4 protein-coding genes are annotated in these 3,723 nt (G+C 34.7%); 1 reads left to right on the forward strand and 3 read right to left on the reverse strand.

What is annotated here, in order from left to right:
* The 3 genes from ACKI5B_RS09655 to ACKI5B_RS09665 form a co-directional block, all read right to left on the reverse strand.
* Positions 1 to 281, reverse strand: a 281-nt coding sequence (locus tag ACKI5B_RS09655) for a cytidylyltransferase domain-containing protein (RefSeq protein WP_407428188.1), incomplete at its 3' end; no start/stop codon positions are given.
* The gene (locus ACKI5B_RS09660) at positions 278 to 1,243 is read right to left on the reverse strand and encodes a glycosyltransferase family protein (RefSeq protein ID WP_407428190.1); all 966 of its coding nucleotides are present in this window, start codon (positions 1,241 to 1,243) and stop codon (positions 278 to 280) included. The genes ACKI5B_RS09655 and ACKI5B_RS09660, both read right to left, overlap by 4 nt.
* Positions 1,218 to 2,804 carry a spiro-SPASM protein gene (locus tag ACKI5B_RS09665; RefSeq protein WP_407428192.1) on the reverse strand — a complete coding sequence of 529 codons (1,587 nt, stop codon included), beginning with the start codon at positions 2,802 to 2,804 and terminating at the stop codon, positions 1,218 to 1,220. The genes ACKI5B_RS09660 and ACKI5B_RS09665 overlap by 26 nt, the downstream gene beginning before the upstream one ends.
* Positions 2,805 to 2,870: 66 nt before the next feature.
* Between ACKI5B_RS09665 and ACKI5B_RS09670 the strand changes: the two genes are divergently transcribed.
* Positions 2,871 to 3,723: cysteine desulfurase family protein (locus ACKI5B_RS09670; protein ID WP_407428194.1), on the forward strand; the 853-nt coding region annotated here is incomplete at its 3' end.

Raw genomic sequence — 3,723 nt, forward strand, 5'->3', positions numbered from 1 at the left:
GCACGCAAAACCCAGTCAGCTTTAGTTTGCTCAATGAGATTGCAGTAACGTTCAAGAACATCTTCAAGAGGGCCTGTAAAAACCTTAAATCCATTTCTTTCACAAACAGGTGTAAGTTCACTGCATGAATCTTTATCTGTAGCAACATAATATTCATCAGCTTTTACTTTCTTCATGGCAGAAAGAGTCCAGTCAAGAACAGTTTTTCCGCCCAAAACTTTAAGAGCTTTTCCTGGTAAGCGAGTTGATGAAAGTCTGCATTGAACTGCTATAATTGTCATTTATTACCCCAATTCTCGACTAAATCGAGAGCATCTTTTTTAAATCTGTATTTATTCTGTTCTACCCATTCACAGGCTTCTTTAAATTGCCTTTTTGCTTCAAAAAAACCGCAGGAAGAACTTTGCCAGAAAGCAAAAAATGAAGACCATGGAATTGTACCGTGATCTGCATATTTTGTATCGATTCTTGGAACTAAATTTTTCAGATAAAACCGGTTTGAAAATTGATTTGCTGAATTATCAATTACAGGAATTTCAGAAATATATGAAAGGCTGAAAGATGTAGAAAAATTAACCTGCTCATCCCAAAGCCATGAACGGAAGAAAAAATCCAAATTCTGCCAGTATGAACTTAAAATTGTATAATCAAAACCGCCTAAATTTATAAACTTCCGGCGGTTATATAGTGCAATATTATCAAAAGCAAAAAGATTTCTTGCTCCATCTGAAACCACTGAAGTTGAAAGTACATTTAACGATGCTTTTTTTATTGAAGGCGAAAAAAGTACAGGAAAAGCGAAATTTTCTTTACCAGTAAGTCTTGGAGTAATACAAAAAATGTCAGCTTCGGTAAGTTTAGCAGCAAGTGTTGATGACAGTATATCTTTTGAAAAATCAAGTGAATCTTTTAAGACAAGCACATAATCTGATTTAGATTCTGCAATACCAATATTAATTAAATCCCCTTCTGTTACTTTTTCAAGAGGAATTATAATTTTAACGAAAGGAAATTTTCTTGAAAAATCACCAATATTGTAATTTTCCGAATCAGTTTCGATTGAAATAATTTCTGCAAAACCACACCTCATAAGATTTTCAATCATTTTTGAGCGGTAAGAAGACCAGCCTTTATTGATGATGACAGCAGAAATGTTCATTTTTACATTAGGAACAGTTTCCTTGCCGCCGAGAATTGTCATACTGATTTGATGTTCATTAAAAATTGAAGGTATAGGATTCATCGCAGATACTACAATTATCGGAATAATTTTTGCTTATATGACTTTCAAGTACGCCTGTAATCTTAGTCCAGACTTTTTCAATTCCTTCAGTAAGAATATTTCCTGCTTTTTCATTAAATGAAAGCTGGAAACACAAAGGAACTTCACCGTCACAAAGAATTGTCATATCACGACGAAGATGCCAGCAGACAAGACGGTTTACAGGTGAAAGGTCAGCTGATTTTAAATCAGGTAAAGCTCCGCACATTGAATTGTATTTTTGAATGACAAGCTGTCCTTTTGAAGGGCTTTCTTTTTCTTTCCAGAAACGGTAAAAGGCTTCAAGCTGGCTTTCATTTGTTTTCATACGCATAAACTGCGGATAAACATGATTTTCAAATTTTTTTTCAAGAATTACAACTGAAGAAAGGGCTTTTTCAAAATCTGTCTTTTCACAGTTATGAATTGAAGCATACATTGAATTTTCTACAGCATCGATATAAACAATCCAGTTTACTTCAGCATGATTTTTTGAAGCAGAATCAGCTATTTTTTCTGCAAGTGCTTCAGTTACAAAAATGCCGTCAGTTTCGATTAAAAGTGAAATTTTATGATTTTCGTCATTTTGAGAAAGAACTTCTTCTGCAATTTCAGAAAATTCAGGATTTAAAAGAGGCTCGCCGAATGCGGAAAGTGAAATAACTGCATTTTCAGAAAAATCTTTAATCTGACAAAGTATATTTTTAAAGTCTGAAAGCGACATAAAATCTTTTGAACAGGGATTTTTCCCGGCCTGCTCAAGTGTGTAGCAGATCTTATGATTAAACTTTGAAGAAATCTGAATATTGTAAAATGCAGGAACAGTTGCCATAACTGAAGCAGACTTTAATGCAAGATTTGAAAGTTCGTACGGGTCTTCTATTCTGACATTCTTTGTTTGTGCTTTTTCAAAAAGATTCTTACAGGCAGTAAAATTAATTTTTGAACTTGCTTCGAATGAAAATCGTAAAAGCCTGTAATCTTCATCAGCAATTAAAGTTTCAATTTCAAAAGAATTTATATCGCCCTTCATGACAGAAAAAAGTGCTTCTCTGTCCACAGGTTTTTCACCTTCTGAACTGAGTGTATTTTTTGAAAGTTCCGCAAGGATTGAAGATGTTCCGCTTTCGATTACTTCAGGTGTAAGCCCATAAGGAAATCCGTCTGCAAAAGAATATTCTGCGGCGTATTTTGAATGCATTTCAAGTAATTCGCGGGTAAGTTTTTCGTTTAAAAAAGGTGTATCTGCATAGGAAACAAGAGCATTTTCACATTCATTTTTTTTAAGCTGCTCTGCAATTTCTGAAATAAAAAGTGATTTTGTCCATGATTCTTTTGAAATGATTTCGATTTTTGAATTTAAAGCAGCAGATTCAGAAACATGAGAAAGAACTGAAGATGAATTTTTTAAAAGCAGAATAATTTTTTCTGAGAAAAGAGAAGCCCAGTCAACAACTCTTTCAAATGCTGATTTTGAACCAAAAACTTTTTCGAATGCATGGAGGCTTAATTCTGCACCATAAAGAATCACAAGATTTTTCATTATTTTATAGTTTAACAATTTTTTAAGAGTGTGGCAACTTTCCGTAATATTCACTAAAATCATGACATGAATTCAGAACATTATTTTGACTGGGCGGCAACTGCGCCTTGTGATGAAAAAATTCTTAAGGAAGCTCTTGAGACAGCAATAAAATATGACGGAAATCCGTCTTCTGCACACAAAGAAGGAAAAGAAGCCAGAAAAATTTTTGAAAAAGCGCGCGAAGGCTGTGCGAAATGTCTTGGCGTAAAAGCAAGTCAGATTTTTTTTACATCAGGCGGAACAGAAAGCGATCATATTCCCCTGCTTTCGGTTTTAACTTCTCCTGCAAAATCAGGAAGAATTATTTTAAGTGCGGTTGAGCACCCTGCCCTTCGGGAAGAATGTTTAATGCTTAAAAAACTTGGTTATGAAATTGTAAGCGTGAATCCTGATAAAAACGGTTTTATTTCACCGCAGTCAATTGCAGAAAACCTTACACCTGACACAGTTTTTGTCACAGTAATGGCCGTAAATAACGAAACAGGATGTATCCAGCCGTTTTACGAAATTGCTGATATAATTACAAAGGCATCAAACGGTAAAAAAAAGCCGCATTTTCATGTAGACTGTGTTCAGGCAGCAGGAAAGATTCCTCTCAATCTCTCGTATAAAGGAATTGATTCAGCTGCATTCAGTGCACATAAAATTTCAGGTCCAAGAGGAATCGGTATTCTTTATCTTTCAAAGCCGGTCAATTCATTTTTAACCGGCGGCGGACAGGAGCAGAACATTAGAAGCGGAACAGAAAATCTTTTTGGTGCACTCTCTTTTTCAAAATGCCTTGAAAAATATTTCATAACGGAAGCAAACTCCGAAAGCACAAAACGTTTTGAACAACAGAAAGAATGGACTGTTGATTTTCTTAAAAAACTTAAAT

Origin of the sequence: Treponema sp., from assembly GCF_045657965.1 — a bacterium.
Lineage (GTDB): Bacteria > Spirochaetota > Spirochaetia > Treponematales > Treponemataceae > Treponema_D.

Excerpts from the sequence above, each read along its gene's own strand:
- ACKI5B_RS09660 (WP_407428190.1), bottom strand. The coding sequence starts at position 1,243 with ATGAATCCTATACCTTCAATTTTTAATGAACATCAAATCAGTATGACA.
- ACKI5B_RS09665 (WP_407428192.1), bottom strand. The coding sequence starts at position 2,804 with ATGAAAAATCTTGTGATTCTTTATGGTGCAGAATTAAGCCTCCATGCA.